A 17319-nucleotide genomic window follows, 5' to 3' on the forward strand; every position below is an offset into this window, starting at 1 on the left:
TATTGCTGACTAACTTTCGCGGGCAAAAAAAGACGGCGTAGCCGTCAGGGGCGGGGGTCAGCACTCGGGACTCGCCGAGGGGAACCCCTCCCAGACGCGATGACTGGGCGGGAAGCCCATCGCGGTGAGGGTGTTGATGAGCATTCCGTAGGCCATGAAGGTGGTCGTCTCGCCGGCGTCCCCGCCGAGCGGGGCCATCACGGCGTCCCAGAGCTCCAGCCAGCCGGCACGCACCAGCCGGCCGAACTCCAGGTCCCCGGCCGCCTCGGCGGACGCCACGGTGACGTACATCTGCAGCTGCATCTGGACGACCTGCGGGTCGTCGGCGATGTGCTTGTTGTAGGCGGCGGACATGGCGTGCAGGGCGTCCTCACCCTGGAGCCCGTCGGCCGCCTGGGCGAACACCTCCCGGGTCCGCTCCATACAGCGGGCCGCCGCCGCGAGGAAGATGGCCTGCTTGCTGGGGAACAGCCGGAAGAGGTAGGGCTGCGAAACCCCGACCCGCTTGGCGATCGCCTCGGTGGAGGTCCCGTAGTAGCCGCCGCAGGCGAACTCCACGATCGCCGCGCGAATGACGCTCTCGCGCCGCTCGTCCGCACTCATCCTTGCCATGTAAGTAAGTTAGTACTCAATCACTAACCATGTCAAGCGGGGGGTGTGGGGCGGGGCGGGGCCGGGTGAGCGGGATCCCCTGGGGCGGTCTCAGAGCGGGTTGGGGGCTTCCCGTCAGTCCCATCGTCCTTCCGGTTCGGCCCGGTCCCTCAAGGGCGCTCCTTCGTCGCGTCACTTCGTGATCGCCTACGGCGACCCTTGACCGACCGACCCGAACCGGAAAGCCGAAAGACTGCCGGGAAACCCCCAAAGAAACGGCACGGTCCAGAGGAGAAGGGACGGGTCCCTCAGGGACCAGGCGAGGGACCGGGCGCCGGCAGACCGGACATCTGGGCCCTCAGTTGCCCTGTTTCCGGGTCGCGGGCGCGGCAACCCGCACGAGAGGCCCATCAGAGCCACCAGGGAAGCCCCCAGACGCGACAGATCGCTACGCGCTCCTCACATCTCAGCGTCCAGCGGCCGTCTTGGGCCGATACCCGCACCAGAGGGCGAAAAGAGCAGCCCAGGGAGCCGACAGGCGCGACAGATCGCTACGCGCTCCTCCCGGCTTGGCGTCGGACGGCCGTCCGGGGCTCAGGAATTCTCGGCCACGCTCTCGGGAGTGTCCGCCCACTGGTCTGGCTGAGACCGGAATCGATGATGCCTCCGCAACCACCTGGGTTGCGGAGGCGTCGTTGTCGCGGCTCGTCAGCTGGTGACGACGTTGTGCGCAGGGATGATCTGCGGCTCGGCGTCGGCGTGTCCCAGGTCGGCCAGGATCGGCTGGAGGATCTTGGAGAAGCTCTCGAGTGCCTCCTCGGACTCCCACACGTCGACGACCCGCCACCCGCCGTCGACCGGACCGGCCATGTGGGAGATCAGTCCGGGAGCCGGGATGTCGGCGAGCGAGGCGAACTCGCCGCCGTCGGTGAGGCGGCTGATGCAGGCGTCGTAGAGCTCCTGCCCGACGCCCGGAATCTCGAATGTGACGATGATGGCCATGTCGCCCCCACTACTCGCTCACTGTGCGCGGCGACCGCTCCGGTCGGCGCGATGCCCCTCGTGCCTACCCTCTGTCCACGCATCGACGCAGTAAGGGGAAGGCGCTGAGGTGCGTATGGGGGTCTTGCGCCTGGAACCCTCTAACCACGGGCGCACGCCCCCAGAGAGGGACGACGGGCCGCCGGCCGCCGAGATCAGAGAAGCGCGTAGCGATCTGTCGCGCTTGGGGGCTTCCCTGGGGGCTCTGATCAACCTCTCGTGCAGGTAGTCGCGCCCGCGACCCGGAAACCGGGCATCTGAGGGCCCGGATGCCCGGCGGGCTGGCCCCCGGCCCCTCGCTCATCGCTGACGGACCCGCTCCTCCGACGATGGACCGTGCCGTTTCTTTGGGGGTTTCCCGGCAGTCTTTCGGCTTTCCGGGGCGGGTCGGCCTGTCAAGGGTCGCCGAAGGCGATCACGAAGTGACGCGACGAAGGAGCGCCCTTGACAGGCCGGCACGACACGGAAGGACGATGGGACTGACGGGAAGCCCCCAGACTTCTCTGATCCGGGCCGTGGGGATCCCGCTCACCCGGCCCACCGGCCCGCACCCAGGGAGGCGGGTGGGCAACCCCCGCCCCACCCCACGGGGTCGAGGGGGAGATAGCGGGCCCGCACCGCGAGCCCCCGCACCGCGAGCCCCCACCCCACCCCGCCCCGTCAGGCCAGCTGCACCACGGCGCGGGACATGCCCAGGACCTTCTGGCCGGCGCTGAGGGCCGTCAGGTCGACCCGTACGCGGTTGTCGTCCAGCTTGGCGGCGACCTTCGCGGTGACCTCGATCAGCGCGCCCTGGTCGTCGTTCGGGACCACGACCGGCTTCGTGAAGCGGACGCCGTACTCGACGACCGCGCCCGGGTCGCCCGCCCAGTCGGTCACGACGCGGATCGCCTCGGCCATGGTGAACATGCCGTGGGCGATCACGTCCGGCAGCCCGACCTCCTTGGCGAACTTCTCGTTCCAGTGGATCGGGTTGAAGTCACCCGAGGCGCCGGCGTAGCGGACGAGCGTGGCGCGGGTCACGGGGAAGGACGCCGCCGGGAGCTCGGTGCCGACCTCGACGTCGGCGTAGTGGATCTGCGCGGTCATCTCAGGCCTCCTCGGGGGCGCGGGACACGAGCTTGGTCCACGCCGTCACCACGTGCTCGCCGGACTCGTCGTGGACTTCGCCGCGGATGTCGATGATGTCGTTGCCGGCGAGCGACTTCACGGCCTCGATGGTGGAGGTCACGCTGAGCCGGTCACCCGCCCGCACGGGGCGGACGTACGCGAACTTCTGGTCGCCGTGCACGACGCGGCTGTAGTCCAGGCCCAGCTGCGGGTCCTCGATGACCTGGCCGGCGGCCGCGAAGGTGATGGCGAACACGAAAGTCGGCGGGGCGATCACGTCCTGGTGACCAAACGCCTTGGCGGCTTCGGGATCGGTGTAGACGGGATTCTCGTCACCCACCGCGACCGCGAATTCGCGGATCTTCTCCCGGCCGACCTCGTACGGCTCGGTGGGCGGGTAGGTCCGCCCCACGAAGGTCTGATCGAGGGCCATGGCTCACTGCCTCCTGTTGCAGGGACACGTTTGGACACGTTGCACGGACATGGTGAAGGGGCGCGCTCGAAGGCGGCACGAATCGCGCACTCCGGCCGCACCCGGGCGGCGTACCGCACACCTGATCAAGATCTGGTGCGGAAACGACACGAGGCCGCCCCCATTGAAGGGGACGACCTCATGACGGTGCCTATATTGGAGACTTCGCCAGTGACTAGCGGGTCTCGCGGTGCGCGGTGTGCGAGTTGCAGCGCGGGCAGTGCTTCTTCATCTCCATGCGGTCCGGGTTGTTACGCCGGTTCTTCTTGGTGATGTAGTTCCGCTCCTTGCACTCCACGCAGGCCAGCGTGATCTTCGGGCGGACGTCGGTGGCAGCCACGTGAGTGCTCCTTGACGGATTGGGACGGATGAACGCATAAAAGAGTAGCCGATCGGGAGACCGACCCCGCAATCGGCTACTGGGTGTAGCGGCGACCGGACTTGAACCGGTGACACAGCGATTATGAGCCGCTTGCTCTACCGACTGAGCTACGCCGCTTTGATGAGATCCGTTCCCCACCCGAGGGTGGGGAACCTCTCTCACCAGAGCCCCAATGCGGAATCGAACCGCAGACCTTCTCCTTACCATGGAGACGCTCTACCGACTGAGCTATTGGGGCGAGCGAGGAAGACATTACACGGTTGCCAGCCGATCGCCCAAATCCTTTGGGGCGACTGGGCTCCGAAGCGCCCGCCCGGCCATTCCACAGGGCTCTCGGGCCTCTCCTGCCCCGAAAAACGGCCCGTTTGTGCCCGGGGTCACACTCCGCTCCCCCGCCGCCCGACCACACCGGGACCACACCGGTACGACTATTGCGCTCCTCCGCGAACCCGGGACCCCCGCGCCCTAGGCTCGGAGCACGCTGCGTGATCTTGGGCCGCCGGCTGCGGCCACGGCACAGGAACCGCCCGAGCCACCGCAGGAGCGCGATGTCCGACAGCCAGCCGCAGCAGCCCTCCCCGTCCCCGCGCAATCCCGTCGGCGGACCCGCCGCCGAGGCGACGGGGCTCCTGCTCACCGGGGCCCGGCTCACCGACGGCCGGACCGTCGACGTCCGGCTCAACGGCGGTCGCATCCAGGCCGTGGGCACCGCCGGGAGCCTGCCCGCCCCCGCCCTGTCGCGGGTCGACCTGCGCGGCTACCTGCTCCTGCCCGCCCCCGCCGAGCCGCACGCCCACGGGGACACCGCGCTGACCGCCGACGGCGAGGGGCCGGTCTCGTACGCCCCCGACGAGGTGCAGCGCCGGGCCACCGAAGCGGCCCTGCTCCAGCTCGGCCACGGCGCCACCGCGGTGCGCTCCCACGTCCGGATCGGCGACGTGCACGGGCTCGGGCCCATGGAGGCCGTCCTCCAGGCCCGCCGCTCCCTGCGCGGGCTGGCGGACCTGACGACGGTGGCGGTGCCCCGGCTGCTGACCGGGGTGGCCGGCGCGGACGGGCTCGCCATGCTGCGCGACGCCGTGAAGATGGGCGCCTCGGTGATCGGCGGCTGTCCGGACCTCGACCCCGACCCGACGGGCTTCCTGGAGGCGGTCCTGGAGCTGGCCGCGGAGCACGGCTGCCCGGTGGACCTGCACACCGACGGTGACGACCCGGGCCGGCTGGCCCGGCTGGCGGCCATGGCCGGCGGGCTGCGGCCCGGGGTGACCATCGGCCCGTGCGGCGGTCTGTCCCGGCTCCCGCTGGACTCGGCCACCCGTGCGGCCGACCGGCTCGCCGCCGCCGGCGTCCGGGTCACCTGCCTGCCCCAGGGCGACTGCGCGGCCCTGGAGCGCCGCGGGCTGCGCACGGCCCCCGTCCGCCTGCTGCGCTCGGCCGGGGTCCGCGTCGCGGCCGGCAGCGGGGCGCTGCGGGACGCCGGGAACCCGGTGGGCCGGGGCGATCCGCTCGAAGCGGCGTACCTGCTGGCCTCCCAGGGCGGCCTGCGCGCGGGCGAGGCGTACGAGGCGGTCAGTGCCGCCGCCCGGGAGGCGATGGGGCTGCCGGAGGTCCGGGTGGAGGCCGGCTTCCCGGCGGAGCTGCTGGCCGTGCGCGGGGACCGGATCGCCGGGGTGCTGTCGCTCGCGTACAGCCGCATCGTGATCCACCGGGGGCGCGTGGTAGCCCGTACGAGTGCCGTGCGGGAGTACTGCGACTCGGCGGTGGCGGTGGCCCTGGACCTGCCGCGGCAGGGCCGTACGGAGCCGGGACCGTAGTGCTTCGCGGGGTGTTCGCGGGCGGGGGCGGGCGGGCCGTCGTACGGTCGGGGCATGCGCATCGTCATCGCGGGTGGACACGGTCGGATCGCGCTGCGGCTGGAGCGCCTGCTCGCCGCGCGCGGGTACGAGGTCGCGGGCATCATCCGTGATCCGGAGCAGGGCGGCGACCTGCGGGAGGCCGGTGCCGAACCGGTGCTGTGCGACCTGGAGTCGGCTTCGGTCGAGCACGTCGCGGGGATCCTGCAGGGCGCGGACGTGGCGGTGTTCGCCGCCGGTGCCGGTCCCGGCAGCGGTGCGGCGCGCAAGGACACCGTGGACCGGGCCGCGGCGGTGCTGTTCGCCGATGCCGCCGAACGGGCGCGGGTGCGCCGCTTCCTGATGGTCTCCACGATGGGTGCCGACCCGCGGCACGAGGGCGAGGAGGTCTTCGACGTGTACCTGCGGGCGAAGGGTGACGCCGATGCCCATCTGCGGACCCGGCTGGGGCTGGAGTGGACGGTGCTGCGGCCGGGCCGGCTGACGGACGACGCCGGTACGGGGCTGGTCCGGCTGGAGGCGGACACGGGCCGGGGGCTCGTGCCGCGCGACGACGTGGCGGCGGTGCTGGCGGAGCTGGTCGAGACTCCGGCGACGGCGGGGCTGACGCTGGAGCTCGTCTCGGGCTCGGCGCCGGTCTCGGTGGCCGTGAAGGACGTGGCGGGCAACTGACGCGGGTGCGGTGGGCGGGGTGCTGTGGGCGGGGTGCGGTGGGGCCGACCGGTTGTCAGAAACCGGCCTGCACCTCGTCGTCGACGCGCCGGACGGGGTGCTGGCGGAACTGTTTCTCGTACTGCCGGCGGATCCGTTCGACGCGGGTGCCGCGCTCGTCGGCCTCGGTGCTGGGGTAGAGCAGCACGACCTCGTAGCCGGGCTCGCGGATGACGGCGCCGTCGTCGCCGCGCCACTGGCCGTACGTGTCGCGGAGGGTGAGCCCTTCGGGGAAGGCGGGGGTGACCTCGCGGTCGAGGAACCGGGTGAACTCCCCTTTCGCGACGGGTTCCCGGCCGTCGGGGCGCTGTGCGGCGAAGTGCAGGCGGGTCTCCCGGTAGGGCTCTCCCGTGTGGCCGTGCAGCGCGGCTCCGACCAGGGCGGGGATACCGGCGCCGAGCAGGGCGAGCAGTACGCCGCCTCCGGCTTTGCCGTGTTTGTCCGAAGTCCATGTCATGCCCCGTGAAACGACCGGCCGACCGCTTCGGTGCGTGGCGGGGGGCCGATAGGGTCACCCCGAAATCGGCCGCAGGGGGCGGCCGTACGGGGTTCCGGGGTGGGGCATGGGCGACGGCGAGTGGCGCGTGAGCGCGGCGGAGGGCGGCCGGCTCGCGGCCCGGTGGTGGCGGTGGGCCCTGTCCGCGCCGGACGAGGAGAGTCCGGTGGGGGACACGACGGGCGCGTACGCCGGCCGGCGCCAGCCTCGGGATGTGTGGTTCCTGGCGGGGACCTACGGCGGCCGGGTGGTGCGCCGGTGCAGCATCCCGTCGGGGCGGCCGCTGTTCTTCCCGGTGCTGAACACCAAGCGGGCGGCGGTGCCGTTCCTGACCCGGCCGTGGCGGCTGGAGGTGGGCCGGGCTTCGGCGGCCCTGAACAGCTCTCCGCTGGGGTTGAGGGAGTTCTCCTCGAAGCCCTTCCCCCTGAGGGGGCTGCCGCAGGTGGCCTGGGGGCTGTGGTGCGCCCTCGAACCCCTCCCGCCGGGCCAGTTCGTCCTGGAGGTGGAGGCGGCGGCGGCGAACGGCTTCTGGATCGACACGACCTACCACCTGACGGTCACCGCGCCCCGGCCCTGAGCGGGCCCGGGTCCTGCGCGGCCGGATGGGGGCCGGTGGGCGTCGGGGTATGCGAAGAAACCCCCGTCCACTGCGTTTCCGCAGATGAACGGGGGTTCCACTCGCGTGGCGGCGCCAGGATTCGAACCTGGGTAGGCTAAGCCGACGGATTTACAGTCCGCTCCCATTGGCCACTCGGGCACACCGCCATGGGATGTCGCTTCGGTTCCTCCGCCTTTCGGCGTTGTTCCCTGGCAACGACGTAAACGATACCCGATGCTCGGGGATGGTTCGCCACCGGATTGATCAGCGCCCCACGTGGGCGTGGTGGCTAGGCTTTGCGGAGCGGTCCGGGGATGTCCGGCCGCGGCCCTCCGGGGCCCATCACAGCCGACTTCAAGGAGCCACAGCACATGGCCGACTCCAGTTTCGACATCGTCTCGAAGGTCGAGCGGCAGGAGGTCGACAACGCCCTCAACCAGACCGCCAAGGAACTTTCGCAGCGCTTCGACTTCAAGGGCACCAACGCGACCATCGCCTGGTCCGGCGACAAGATCCTCATGGAGGCGGTCTCCGAGGAGCGCGTCAAGGCCGTCCTCGACGTGTTCGAGACCAAGCTGGTCAAGCGCGGGATCTCGCTGAAGGCGCTGGACGCCGGCGAGCCGCAGCTGTCCGGCAAGGAGTACAAGATCTTCGCGTCGATCGAGGAGGGCATCTCCCAGGAGAACGCCAAGAAGGTCGCGAAGATCATCCGGGACGAGGGCCCCAAGGGCGTGAAGGCCCAGGTCCAGGGTGACGAGCTGCGCGTCAGCTCCAAGAGCCGTGACGACCTCCAGGCCGTCCAGGCCCTCCTCAAGGGCAAGGACCTGGACTTCGCGATCCAGTTCGTGAACTACCGCTGAACCACCGCTGAGGCGCGCGAGCGTCACTGAGCGGACCCGTGGGGCACAACGGGGGCGGATCGCCGGGCGCACCGGCGGCCGCCCGCGTTGTGCCCTTCGTCATGCGCACCGTGGGCGCCCGGCCGGGGAGCGCAAGGTGTGTGCGGGGCGTGAGCGGCGCGTGCTCCTGCCCGGCCTCCCGGTGGTGACTGGGCGGGGGCGGATGCGCCCAGCACGCTGGGTGACATCCATCACCGCGTGACGAGGGGGTTCCCGCATGCCCGGGGCCGGCAATTTCCGAGCGGACTTCGGCGCGTCCGTCGTCGTCGCGCTGGTGGCGCTTCCGCTCTGTGTCGGGGTGGCCGTCGCCTCGGGTGTACCGGCCGAGCTGGGGATCGTCACCGGGGTGGTCGGGGGGCTGGTCACCGGCTGGTTCCGGGGCAGCGCCCTCCAGGTCAGCGGTCCCGCGGCCGGGCTGACGGTGCTGGTCTACGAGGCCGTGCAGGGTTACGGCCTGGCCGCCCTCGGGGTGCTGGTGCTGGCCGCCGGGGTGCTCCAGCTGGGCATGGGGGTGCTGCGCCTCGGGCGGTGGTTCCGGGCGATCTCGGTCGCCGTGGTGCACGGGATGCTGGCGGGGATCGGGCTCGTGCTGATCGCCGGGCAGCTCTATGCCGTGGGCGGGGTGGAGGCTCCCGGCCAGACCCTGGCCAAGATGGCCACGGTGCACGAGCTCGGGGCGCAGGCCGACTGGGCCGCCGTGGCGCTGGGTGCGGGGACCATCGCCGTCCTGGTGCTCTGGCGGCGGGTGCCGGCCCGGGCGCGGCTGGTGCCGGGCGCGCTGGTCGGGGTGGCGGCCGCCACCGTCGTGGCCGCGGTGCTGCGGCTGCCCGTCGAGCGGGTCCGGGTGACGGGGGTGCTGGACGCGGTGGCGCCGCCGGGATGGTCCGGCTTCGGGGTGCTGGGGTCCGTCGGAGCCGTCGGGACCGTGATCGCGCTCGCGCTGATCGCCTCCGCCGAGACCCTGTTCAGTGCCGCGGCCGTCGACCGGATGCACGACGGGCCGCGCACCGACTACGACCGGGAGCTGGTGGCGCAGGGCATCGGGAACACCGTGTGCGGGCTGCTCGGGGCGCTGCCGATGACCGCCGTGATCGTGCGCAGCTCGGCGAACGTGGAGGCCGGGGCCCGTACCCGGGCGTCCCGGATCATGCACGGCGGCTGGCTGCTGCTGTTCGCGGTGGCCTTTCCGCAGCTGCTGGAGGTGGTCCCGCTGGCCGCGCTCGCCGGGGTGCTGTTGCACGCGGGCTGGAAGCTGCTGCCGGCCCGGGCGGTGGCGGCCCTGTGGCGGAGCCACCGGGGCGAGGCGGTGGTGCTGGTGGTGACCGCCGTCTCGATCGTGGCCACCAGCCTCTTCGAGGGGGTGCTGATCGGGCTGGGCCTGGCGGTGGCCAAGGCGGCCTGGGAGACCTCGCACGTGCACATCGAGGAGGCGTGGGAGGGCGGCGAGCTGTGCGTCCGGGTCGTGGGGAACGCCAGTTTCCTGCGGCTGCCGAAGCTGCTGGACGCGTTGGAGGCACTGCCGCACGGGCCGTCGGTGCGGCTGGACCTCAGCGGGCTGCGGCACCTGGACCACGCCTGTCTGACCGCTCTGGAGGGGTGGGAGCGGGCGCGCATGCCGCTGCCGGGCCGGGAGGGCGTCAGCTAGGGCGGCCCCGGTCCGCGGATCCGGCCCGTCATCCCAGCCGTCATCCGGCCCGGCTACCCTCCGCCCGTGGACAACGAGCTGAAGCGCAGCCTGGGGGTGTCCGACGCCGTCGTCGTCGGACTCGGCGCCATGGTCGGCGCGGGAATCTTCGCCGCCCTCGCCCCGGCGGCCCGTGCGGCGGGCGGCGGACTGCTCGCGGCCCTCGCGGTGGCCGCCCTGGTGGCGTACTGCAACGCCTGGTCATCGGCCCGGCTGGCCGCCCGGTATCCGGCCTCCGGCGGGACCTACGTCTACGGCCGCGAGCGGCTCGGCCCGTTCTGGGGGTACCTGGCCGGCTGGGGGTTCGTGGTCGGCAAGACGGCCTCCTGTGCGGCGATGGCGCTGACCGTCGGGGCGTACGTGTGGCCGGGGCGGCAGCACGCGGTGGCCGTCGCGGCGGTGGTGGCCCTGACCGCCGCGGGCTACGGCGGGGTGCAGAAGTCGGCCCGGATCGCCCGGCTGATCGTGGCGGCGGTACTGGCGGTACTGGCCGGGGTCGTCGTGGCGTGCCTGACCTCCGGTGCGGCGGATCCGGGGGCCCTGGCCGGCGGGGAGTGGAAGGCGGCCGGGCTGTTGCAGGGGGCGGGTCTGCTGTTCTTCGCCTTCGCGGGCTACGCCCGGATCACCACCCTGGGCGAGGAGGTGCGTGATCCGGAGCGCACGATCCCGCGCGCGGTGCCGCTCGCGCTGGGGATCGCGCTGCTGGTGTACGCCGCCGTGGCGGTGGCGGCCCTGTCGGTGCTCGGCAGCGACGGGCTGGCGGCGTCGGCCGCCCCGCTGGCCGACGCGGTGCGCGCGGCCGGGTGGCCCGGACTGTCCCCCGTGGTCCGGGCGGGCGCGGCGCTGGCCGCGCTGGGCTCTCTGCTGGCCCTCGTGCTCGGGGTGTCGCGCACGGTCCTGGCGATGGCCCGGGACGGCCATCTGCCGCGCGCGCTGGCGGCCGTACATCCCCGGCATCAGGTGCCGCACCACGCGGAGCTCGCGGTGGGTGCGGTCGTGGCGGTGCTCGCGGCCACCGCCGATCTGCGGGGCGCGATCGGCTTCTCCTCTTTCGGAGTGCTCGTCTACTACGCGATCGCGAACGCTTCCGCGTGGACTCTCGGTTCAGCTGTCAAGGACCGGGCCGTGGCAGCGGTGGGGCTGTCCGGCTGTGTGGTGCTGGCGTGTGCGCTGCCCCTCGCGTCGGCGGTCTCGGGGGCGGCGGTGCTGGCGGTGGGCGCGCTGGTCTACGCGGTGCGGCGGGGCGGGCTCAGGCCGCGCACCGGGAGCTGAACTCCGTCCAGGGGGTCACCTCCATCTCGTCCTCGTCCCATTCCTCGCGGAACCAACCGGTGCCGTCCAGCCAGTCGCGCAGCCAGCGCGCCAGGCTCGGGGACTTGAGGTACCAGGCGAGGTCGGGATCCCCCGGATTCGGCTCGAACAGCAGGACCCGGGCGGTCTCGGAGCGGCAGTCCACGCACGCGTACATGGCGCAGCCCAGGTCGGCTATCGGCAGGACGCCCTCGGGCCAGCCCCAGTCGGAGGCGCGGCCGGCCCCGTATTCCGCCATGGCCTGACGCAGCGGCAGCAGGCCGCACTCGGGCCCGAATCCGCCGTCACCGATCCGTGTGTAGAGCGCGGTGAGGAGGGGTGGCAGGGCGAAGCCCAGGGCGTGCGCGGCGCGTTCGGCCTCCCTATCCGCCAGGGGCTCGGGAAGGGCTTCGCCGCGCCCGCGCGCGGAGGCCCGCACCCGGTCGGTCACTTGCTCCAGCAACTGCTCGGTTTCGTTCATGTGTTCATGGTGGCGCACCCCACTGACAGCCGCCCGGGCCTGTGGACAACTCAGGCGAGGACGACCTCGACGCCCTCCCCTTCCAGGAATTCGAGGAGTTCGTCGAAGGTGGCGGGGCGGCCGACCAGCGGCTGGAGGCCGAGGCTGCGGCGGGCCACCTCGTGGTCGTGCCAGACGAGGGTGAAGGGCCTGCGGACGCCGAAGCCGCCGCACAGGGCGTCCGCGACGCCGTCGAGGGAGCGTCCGAAGTAGCCGCCGGGGCCGTTGACGGCCTCGCCGAGGGCGCAGAGGAAGCCTTCGGCGTCGGTGACGTGGCGCCCGTCGAGGTGGTGGGTGCCGCCGCCCGGCCGGTCCGGCCCCCTGGGGTGGACCAGGGCGGGGCCGAGCCAGTGGTCCCGGCCCTCGCTGTCGAAACTCGCCCACAGGTTGGGGACGGCCGGGTGGCCGTCGCGCCACAGGGGCCAGATCCGCGCGACGACGGAGGGCTGTGGCTCCATGTCGACGGTCAGGTCGTACAGGCCGGGGCCGCGCGGCGAGGGCTGCCACTCGACGATGTGCGGGTACCCGGCCACGGCGAGGGTCTCCCCCGCGGTGTCCAGCGCCTCCAGCCGCCGGTAGCCGAGGTTGCGCCACTTCTTCCGGCTTTCCGGCGCGTCCAGTGCGTCGAGCAGCGGCCCGCGCACGGCGCAGCCGAGGAGGCGTACGTGGTGCGGGGGCGGCGCTTCGGCCGGCAGCACCTCGGCGAGGTCCCGGCAGTGGCCCAGGGGCCCGCCCTGGGCGTCGAAGAGGGCGAAGCCGACGGAGAGGGCGACCCGGTGCGGGTGGTCCGCCTGGTCGTCGCACCGTACGGCCTCGATGCTCACGTCGGTCCGTGACAGGTCGCGGGCGCAGGGGCGGGTGGCGAGGACGCGGACGCCGTCCAGGTTCCACTCCCCCGTGGCCCGGCCGTTCTTGTCGAGCGGCTGGAGGATCAGGAAGCCCAGCGCCCGCGGCAGCTCCGCGTCAAGGGCGCAGCCCAGCAGTTCGTACCGCCGCCGTACCGGCTCGGGCGGGTCCGCGAAGAGGTTCTCGGCGTCCTCGCACAGCGCCCAGAGCTGTTCTTCCTCGTGGTCCTCGTCCTCGCCCCGCAGGGCGAAGCGGATGCCGGCCGTCACCGGGAGGCGAAGGGGGCGTCCGTGGGGACGATTTCGCGGCCCAGGGGGAGGAGGGAGAGGGGGACCATCTTGAAGTTGGCGATGCCGAAGGGGATGCCGATGATCGTGACGCAGAGGGCGATGCCGGTGACGATGTGCCCGAGGGCCAGCCACCAGCCGGCCAGGACCAGCCACAGGACGTTGCCGACGCAGGACGGCGCGCCCGCGTCGTGGCGTTCGACCGTGGTGTAGCCGAAGGGCCAGAGGGCGTAGACGGCTATGCGGAAGGCGGCTATCCCGAAGGGGATGCCGATGATGGTGATGCAGAGGATCAGGCCGGCGACGCAGTAGCCGAGGAAGAGCCAGATCCCGCTGAGCACGAGCCAAATGACGTTCAGGATGGTTTTCACCGGCTGTGTCCTGCCATCTGTTCGAGCCGGGCGATGCGCTCGGCCATCGGCGGGTGGGTCGAGAACATCCTGGAGAGGCCCTGGCCGGGCCGGAACGGGTTGGCGATCATCATGTGGCTCGCCGTCTCCAGGCGGGGCTCGGGGGGCAGCGGGAGCTGCTTGGTGCCGGCGTCGAGCTTGCGCAGGGCGTCGGCCAGGGCGAGTGGATCGCCGGTGAGCTGGGCACCGGAGGCGTCGGCCTCGTATTCGCGCGAGCGGCTGATGGCGAGCTGGATCACGGACGCGGCCAGCGGGCCGAGGATCATGATCAGCAGCATGCCGAAGATGCCGGGGCCCTCGTCGTCGCTGGAGCGGCCCACCGGGATCAGCCAGGCGAAGTTCACCAGGAACATGATCACGGAGGCGAGGGCTCCGGCGACGGACGAGATGAGGATGTCGCGGTTGTAGACGTGGCTCAGCTCGTGCCCGATGACCCCGCGCAGCTCGCGCTCGTCGAGGATGCGCAGGATGCCCTCGGTGCAGCAGACGGCGGCGTTGCGCGGGTTGCGGCCCGTCGCGAAGGCGTTGGGGGCCTCGGTCGGGGAGATGTAGAGGCGGGGCATGGGCTGGCGCGCGGAGGTGGAGAGCTCGCGCACCATGCGGTAGAGCTCGGGGGCCTCGAACTCGCTGACGGGGCGGGCGCGCATCGCGCGTAGAGCCAGCTTGTCGCTGTTCCAGTACGCGTAGGCGTTCGTCCCCAGGGCGACGAGGACGGCGACTATCAGGCCGCCCCGTCCGAAGAAGCTTCCGATGAGGATGATGAGTGCGGACATCCCGCCGAGGAGTACGGCGGTCTTCAGCCCGTTGTGCCGGCGGTGCACGGTACGCCCTCCAAGTGGTGCGGCAGGGGAGCCCCGTCGTGGATCTGAGGGACTTCGGTCCAGTGGACCCTCCCTTCCTGGTCAACGCGATCCGGCCGCGTCTGGTTCCCAGGGCACGGCGGGGCCGCCGCCCCGGTGGCACGGGCCGGGCGGCGACGGCGGGCGTTACTCCGTACGGGTGAGTCCCCGCGGGAGGGCGCGGCCGGACGGGCTACAGCGGGAAGAGGCTGCCGGAGGCGAAGCGCAGGACGAGCTGCGGGGCGCCGGAGAGGACGAGGGCGGTCACGGCGGTGAGGGCGATGGCGGCGGCGACGGGCCAGGGCGCCTTCGTGCGGGCGGGCAGGTCCGCGGCGGGCCCGGTTCCCGGCTCCGGGGTACGGAACAGGAGCGCGGTCCAGCGCAGGTAGTAGTACAGGGCGACGACGACGTTGACGGCCATGAGCACGGCCAGCCAGCCCAGGCCCGCGTCCACGGCCGAGCGGAAGACGGCGACCTTGGCGAAGAGGCCGATGACGCCCGGCGGCAGTCCGGCGAGGCAGAGCAGGAAGAAGGCCATCGCGAGGGCGGCGGCGGGGCGCTCCGCGTACAGGCCGCGGTAGTCGCTGATCCGGTGCAGCGGCTTCGTACGGGCCACGAGGGCGGCCACGGCGAAGGCGCCGAGGTTCACGGCGGCGTACATGAGCGCGTAGGCGACGGTGGAGCCGATCTGGTCGCGGTCGGTGTACGCGGCCGCGGCGATCGGGACCAGGAGGTAGCCGGCCTGGCCGACGGAGGACCAGGCGAGGAGGCGTACGGCGCTGTGGGCGCGGTCGGCGGACTGGCGCAGGGCGGCGGCGTTGCCGAGGGTCATGGTGAGCGCGGCGAGGACGGCCAGGGCCGGGCCCCAGACGTCGGAGTACGCGGGGAAGGCGATCACCGTGACGAGGATGAGGCCGGTGAAGCCGACGGCCTTGCCGATCACCGAGAGGTATCCGGCGACGGGGAGCGGGGCGCCCACGTAGGTGTCGGGGACCCAGAAGTGGAAGGGGACGGCGGCGGTCTTGAAGGCGAAGCCGACGAGGGTGAGCGCGACGCCCGCCATGGCGAGGGTGTCGAGCTGCCCGGGTACCTCTTCGAGCCGTCCCGCGACCTGCGAGAGATGCAGGGAGCCGGTGGCGGCGTAGACGAAGCTGACGCCCATCAGGGAGACGGCGGTGGCGGTGACCGAGGACAGGAAGAACTTGAGGGCGGCCTCGGAGGAGAGCCGGTCGCCGCGCCGCATGCCGACGAGGGCGAAGGCGGGCAGCGAGGCCACTTCGAGGGCGACGATCAGGGTGGCGAGGTCGCGGGAGGCGGGCAGCAGGGCGGCGCCGGCGGCGGAGGACAGCAGCAGGAACCAGTACTCGCCGGCCGGGGTGCGGGCGTCGCGGACGGCGGTGACCGACAGCAGCGCGGTGACCAGGGCTCCGGCCAGCACCAGGAACTGCACGACGAGCGCGAAGTGGTCGGCGGTGTAGCTGCACGCGGCCGGGTCGCCGGTGAGGCAGAAGGTGGAGCGGTCGCCGGCGCGCAGCGGGAGCAGGGAGGCGGTCGCGGCGGCCAGGCCGGCCACGGAGATCCAGCCGAGGACCGGCTTGCGGGCTTCGGACATGAACAGGTCGGCGACCAGGACGAACACGGCGACGGCGGCGGTGATGACCACGGGCGCGATCGCGAGCCAGTCGACGGACTGGACGAGGCTGGGGGTGTCGGCGGCGAGGACCGTGGTGGCCGTCATGCGTTGCCTCCTGCGAGGAGCTTCTGGACGGCCGGGTCGGTGAGGCCGAGGAGGACCGCCGGCCAGAGGCCGGCGAGGACGGTGAGGGCGACGAGCGGGGTCCAGGCGGCGAACTCGTAGCGCTGGACGTCGGCGACGGTGATCTCGGGGCCGGCCTTGGGGTCGCCCATGCAGACGCGCCGTACGACGATCAGCAGGTAGGCGGCGGTGAGGAGGGTGCCGAACGCGCCGACGGCCATGTAGGTGAGGAAGGCCGGGCGGGAGAGGCCCTCGGCCGGGTCGAAGGCGCCGAAGAGGGCCAGCATCTCGCCCCAGAAGCCGGCGAGGCCGGGCAGGCCGAGGGAGGCGACGGCGGCGAAGGCCAGGAGGGCGCCGAGGCGGGGGGCGCGGCCGTAGAGGGCGGCGCCGGTGGCTCCGGCGAGGGTGTCGAGGTCGCTGCTGCCGTAGCGGTCCTTGAGGGCGCCGACGAGGAAGAAGAGGAGGCCGGTGATCAGGCCGTGGGCGATGTTGGCGAAGAGCGCGCCGTTGACCCCGGTGGGGGTCATGGACGCGATGCCGAGGAGGACGAAGCCCATGTGTCCGACGGAGGAGTACGCGATGAGGCGCTTGAGGTCGCCCTTCCCGTTCCTGCGGGTCAGCGCGAGGCAGGCGAGGGATCCGTAGACGATGCCGACGGCGGCGAAGGCGCCCAGGTAGGGGGCGAAGGTGTGCATGCCGTCGGGGGTGACGGGCAGCAGGATGCGGACGAACCCGTAGGTGCCCATCTTCAGCATGACGCCGGCGAGGAGCACGGAGCCGACGGTGGGCGCGGCGGTGTGGGCGTCGGGCAGCCAGGTGTGCAGCGGCCACATCGGGGTCTTCACGGCGAGGCCGATGCCGATGGCGAGGACGGCCAGGAGCTGGGTGGTGTGGCTCAGTCCGCGCCCGTTGTCAGAGGCGAGTGCCACCATGTCGAAAGTGCCGCTGTTCAGGCCGATCAGCAGCAGCCCGAGCAGCATGACCACGGAGCCGAGGAGGGTGTAGAGGATGAACTTCCAGGCGGCGGCCTGCCTCTGAGCACCGCCCCAGCGGGCGATGAGGAAGTACATCGGGATGAGGACCATCTCGAAGGCGAGGAAGAACAGCATCAGGTCGAGGACGGCGAAGGTCGCGAGGGTGCCGGACTCGAGCACGAGGAGCAGCGCGACGAAGGCCTTCGGGGAGGGGCCTTCGGGGAGCTTGAAGTAGCTGTACACCGCGCAGAGGAAGAACAGCAGCGCGGTCATCAGGAGGAGGGGGAGCGAGATGCCGTCGATGCCGAGGTGGATCCGGATGTTCAGCGCCTGGATCCAGCTGATGTCCGTCGTCGCCTGGAAGCGGGACGGGGCGTCGTGGTCGAAGCCCAGGGTGAGGGCGACGGCCGCGGCGAGGACGACTCCGGTGATGGTGACGCCGTGGCGGAGCACGGCCTGTTCGGGGCTCTTGCCCTTGAGGCCGGGCGGGGCCGGCAGGAGGGCCGCGACGGCGCCGAGGAGCGGTGCGGCCACGATGAACGCCAGAAGGAACTGCATCA

At 72.2% G+C, this 17319-nt stretch carries 18 protein-coding genes and 3 tRNA genes; 6 read left to right on the plus strand and 15 right to left on the minus strand.

Annotated elements, in window-relative coordinates:
- Window positions 1–57: 57 nt before the first annotated feature.
- The 7 genes from AC07A6_RS15735 to AC07A6_RS15765 all read right to left on the minus strand — a co-directional run bounded on the left by AC07A6_RS15735 (window position 58) and on the right by AC07A6_RS15765 (window position 3834).
- Window positions 58–612, minus strand: coding sequence for a TetR/AcrR family transcriptional regulator (locus AC07A6_RS15735; RefSeq protein ID WP_362460496.1), 555 nt, complete (start codon window positions 610–612; stop codon window positions 58–60).
- A gap of 687 nt (window positions 613–1299) precedes the next feature.
- Window positions 1300–1593 carry a hypothetical protein gene (locus AC07A6_RS15740; protein WP_362460493.1) on the minus strand — a complete coding sequence of 98 codons (294 nt, stop codon included), beginning with the start codon at window positions 1591–1593 and terminating at the stop codon, window positions 1300–1302.
- Between the two features lie 699 nt (window positions 1594–2292).
- Entirely contained in the window at window positions 2293–2721 is a 429-nt protein-coding gene (locus tag AC07A6_RS15745) for a MaoC family dehydratase (protein ID WP_362460491.1), read from the minus strand.
- 1 nt (window position 2722) lies between these two features.
- The gene (locus AC07A6_RS15750; protein WP_362460488.1) at window positions 2723–3175 is read right to left on the minus strand and encodes a MaoC family dehydratase N-terminal domain-containing protein; all 453 of its coding nucleotides are present in this window, start codon (window positions 3173–3175) and stop codon (window positions 2723–2725) included.
- A gap of 214 nt (window positions 3176–3389) precedes the next feature.
- Window positions 3390–3554, minus strand: a complete 165-nt coding sequence (gene rpmG, locus AC07A6_RS15755; protein ID WP_007265873.1) for a 50S ribosomal protein L33 — start codon at window positions 3552–3554, stop codon at window positions 3390–3392.
- An 86-nt stretch (window positions 3555–3640) separates the two neighbouring features.
- Window positions 3641–3713: transfer RNA gene (locus AC07A6_RS15760), tRNA-Met, on the minus strand.
- A 48-nt stretch (window positions 3714–3761) separates the two neighbouring features.
- A tRNA-Thr gene (locus AC07A6_RS15765) sits at window positions 3762–3834 on the minus strand.
- Window positions 3835–4144: 310 nt separating this feature from the next.
- On the opposite strand from AC07A6_RS15765, the gene AC07A6_RS15770 reads away from it, so the two are divergent.
- On the plus strand, window positions 4145–5410 hold the full coding sequence (locus AC07A6_RS15770) for an amidohydrolase family protein (RefSeq protein WP_362460484.1): 1266 nt from the start codon (window positions 4145–4147) through the stop codon (window positions 5408–5410).
- A gap of 54 nt (window positions 5411–5464) precedes the next feature.
- Entirely contained in the window at window positions 5465–6121 is a 657-nt protein-coding gene (locus tag AC07A6_RS15775) for an SDR family oxidoreductase (protein WP_362460481.1), read from the plus strand.
- A gap of 55 nt (window positions 6122–6176) precedes the next feature.
- Here AC07A6_RS15775 and AC07A6_RS15780 read toward each other — a convergent pair whose 3' ends face one another.
- A complete protein-coding gene (locus AC07A6_RS15780) occupies window positions 6177–6617 on the minus strand; it encodes a DUF3574 domain-containing protein (protein WP_478777435.1) in 441 nt (146 codons plus the stop codon).
- A gap of 106 nt (window positions 6618–6723) precedes the next feature.
- On the opposite strand from AC07A6_RS15780, the gene AC07A6_RS15785 reads away from it, so the two are divergent.
- Window positions 6724–7233 carry a hypothetical protein gene (locus AC07A6_RS15785; RefSeq protein WP_362460475.1) on the plus strand — a complete coding sequence of 170 codons (510 nt, stop codon included), beginning with the start codon at window positions 6724–6726 and terminating at the stop codon, window positions 7231–7233.
- 106 nt (window positions 7234–7339) lie between these two features.
- On the opposite strand, the gene AC07A6_RS15790 is transcribed toward AC07A6_RS15785, so the two are convergent.
- Window positions 7340–7421, minus strand: a tRNA-Tyr gene (locus tag AC07A6_RS15790).
- Between the two features lie 204 nt (window positions 7422–7625).
- Between AC07A6_RS15790 and AC07A6_RS15795 the strand changes: the two genes are divergently transcribed.
- The 3 genes from AC07A6_RS15795 to AC07A6_RS15805 all read left to right on the plus strand — a co-directional run bounded on the left by AC07A6_RS15795 (window position 7626) and on the right by AC07A6_RS15805 (window position 11109).
- Entirely contained in the window at window positions 7626–8114 is a 489-nt protein-coding gene (locus AC07A6_RS15795; RefSeq protein ID WP_362460472.1) for a YajQ family cyclic di-GMP-binding protein, read from the plus strand.
- Window positions 8115–8370: 256 nt separating this feature from the next.
- The gene (locus tag AC07A6_RS15800; RefSeq protein ID WP_478777436.1) at window positions 8371–9798 is read left to right on the plus strand and encodes a SulP family inorganic anion transporter; all 1428 of its coding nucleotides are present in this window, start codon (window positions 8371–8373) and stop codon (window positions 9796–9798) included.
- A gap of 66 nt (window positions 9799–9864) precedes the next feature.
- Window positions 9865–11109: an APC family permease gene (locus AC07A6_RS15805; RefSeq protein ID WP_478777437.1), complete on the plus strand. Its 1245-nt coding sequence runs from the start codon at window positions 9865–9867 to the stop codon at window positions 11107–11109.
- Here AC07A6_RS15805 and AC07A6_RS15810 read toward each other — a convergent pair.
- The 6 genes from AC07A6_RS15810 to AC07A6_RS15835 all read right to left on the minus strand — a co-directional run bounded on the left by AC07A6_RS15810 (window position 11087) and on the right by AC07A6_RS15835 (window position 17317).
- Window positions 11087–11608: an SMI1/KNR4 family protein gene (locus AC07A6_RS15810; protein WP_478777438.1), complete on the minus strand. Its 522-nt coding sequence runs from the start codon at window positions 11606–11608 to the stop codon at window positions 11087–11089. The two genes, AC07A6_RS15805 and AC07A6_RS15810, sit on opposite strands and share 23 nt — an antisense overlap.
- A 50-nt stretch (window positions 11609–11658) precedes the next feature.
- A complete protein-coding gene (locus tag AC07A6_RS15815) occupies window positions 11659–12762 on the minus strand; it encodes a barstar family protein (protein ID WP_478777439.1) in 1104 nt (367 codons plus the stop codon).
- The gene (locus AC07A6_RS15820; RefSeq protein WP_469227163.1) at window positions 12759–13151 is read right to left on the minus strand and encodes a YccF domain-containing protein; all 393 of its coding nucleotides are present in this window, start codon (window positions 13149–13151) and stop codon (window positions 12759–12761) included. The genes AC07A6_RS15815 and AC07A6_RS15820 overlap by 4 nt, the downstream gene beginning before the upstream one ends.
- A complete protein-coding gene (gene htpX / locus AC07A6_RS15825) occupies window positions 13148–14011 on the minus strand; it encodes a zinc metalloprotease HtpX (protein WP_478777440.1) in 864 nt (287 codons plus the stop codon). The genes AC07A6_RS15820 and htpX overlap by 4 nt, the downstream gene beginning before the upstream one ends.
- Window positions 14012–14222: 211 nt before the next feature.
- Complete coding sequence (locus tag AC07A6_RS15830) at window positions 14223–15767, minus strand: NADH-quinone oxidoreductase subunit N (RefSeq protein ID WP_478777441.1); 1545 nt, start codon at window positions 15765–15767, stop codon at window positions 14223–14225.
- A complete protein-coding gene (locus tag AC07A6_RS15835; protein ID WP_478777447.1) occupies window positions 15764–17317 on the minus strand; it encodes a complex I subunit 4 family protein in 1554 nt (517 codons plus the stop codon). Before AC07A6_RS15835 ends, AC07A6_RS15830 begins: the two co-directional genes overlap by 4 nt.
- Window positions 17318–17319 lie beyond the last annotated feature (2 nt).

It is taken from the genome of Streptomyces sp. NPDC044002 (genome assembly GCF_056434525.1).

Excerpts from the sequence above, each read along its gene's own strand:
- AC07A6_RS15810 (WP_478777438.1), bottom strand. The coding sequence starts at position 11,608 with ATGAACGAAACCGAGCAGTTGCTGGAGCAAGTGACCGACCGGGTGCGG.
- AC07A6_RS15745 (WP_362460491.1), bottom strand. The coding sequence starts at position 2,721 with ATGACCGCGCAGATCCACTACGCCGACGTCGAGGTCGGCACCGAGCTC.
- AC07A6_RS15785 (WP_362460475.1), top strand. The coding sequence starts at position 6,724 with ATGGGCGACGGCGAGTGGCGCGTGAGCGCGGCGGAGGGCGGCCGGCTC.
- AC07A6_RS15795 (WP_362460472.1), top strand. The coding sequence starts at position 7,626 with ATGGCCGACTCCAGTTTCGACATCGTCTCGAAGGTCGAGCGGCAGGAG.
- AC07A6_RS15775 (WP_362460481.1), top strand. The coding sequence starts at position 5,465 with ATGCGCATCGTCATCGCGGGTGGACACGGTCGGATCGCGCTGCGGCTG.
- AC07A6_RS15750 (WP_362460488.1), bottom strand. The coding sequence starts at position 3,175 with ATGGCCCTCGATCAGACCTTCGTGGGGCGGACCTACCCGCCCACCGAG.
- AC07A6_RS15780 (WP_478777435.1), bottom strand. The coding sequence starts at position 6,617 with ATGACATGGACTTCGGACAAACACGGCAAAGCCGGAGGCGGCGTACTG.
- AC07A6_RS15800 (WP_478777436.1), top strand. The coding sequence starts at position 8,371 with ATGCCCGGGGCCGGCAATTTCCGAGCGGACTTCGGCGCGTCCGTCGTC.
- AC07A6_RS15740 (WP_362460493.1), bottom strand. The coding sequence starts at position 1,593 with ATGGCCATCATCGTCACATTCGAGATTCCGGGCGTCGGGCAGGAGCTC.
- AC07A6_RS15835 (WP_478777447.1), bottom strand. The coding sequence starts at position 17,317 with ATGCAGTTCCTTCTGGCGTTCATCGTGGCCGCACCGCTCCTCGGCGCC.
- AC07A6_RS15770 (WP_362460484.1), top strand. The coding sequence starts at position 4,145 with ATGTCCGACAGCCAGCCGCAGCAGCCCTCCCCGTCCCCGCGCAATCCC.
- AC07A6_RS15735 (WP_362460496.1), bottom strand. The coding sequence starts at position 612 with ATGGCAAGGATGAGTGCGGACGAGCGGCGCGAGAGCGTCATTCGCGCG.
- AC07A6_RS15830 (WP_478777441.1), bottom strand. The coding sequence starts at position 15,767 with ATGACGGCCACCACGGTCCTCGCCGCCGACACCCCCAGCCTCGTCCAG.